The 325-nt window shown below is 38.5% G+C and carries 1 protein-coding gene; it reads right to left on the bottom strand.

The annotated features are described in order from the left end of the window. Positions 1-325: hypothetical protein (locus L979_RS16525; protein ID WP_197052185.1), on the bottom strand; the 325-nt coding region annotated here is incomplete at both ends.

Genomic DNA, 325 nt, shown 5'->3' with positions numbered 1-325 from the left:
GTTTAACACGTTCAGCAAGTGATTGCAATTTATAAACCATTACAGGCTCAAGAGTATCAATAGTGAGTGTGGCTGCCTGCTCTGTTTTTGTTTGTCCGTCTTTGTGGACTTGTGCTTCATTTGATGAATCAAAAGAGCGTGATACGAGCAAAGCACCAACATTTGTAACGTGGAAAACTTTGAATACTGGGTTAGTGTTTAACAAAGCTGTGTTGATTGACTCAACCAATTTGCGTGGAAGTTGGAAAGTTGTATCTGTGATAGTTACGCCATTTTCTTCAAGTTTTGCGTTCCAAGCGTTTTTAATTTCTGATTTTCCAGAGTT

It is taken from the genome of Kocuria sp. ZOR0020 (assembly GCF_000800955.1).
In the GTDB taxonomy this organism is placed as follows: domain Bacteria; phylum Actinomycetota; class Actinomycetes; order Actinomycetales; family Micrococcaceae; genus Kocuria; species Kocuria subflava.
Note: the sequence above shows the minus strand (reverse complement) of the source record. Positions and strands in the feature narration are given on the sequence as shown.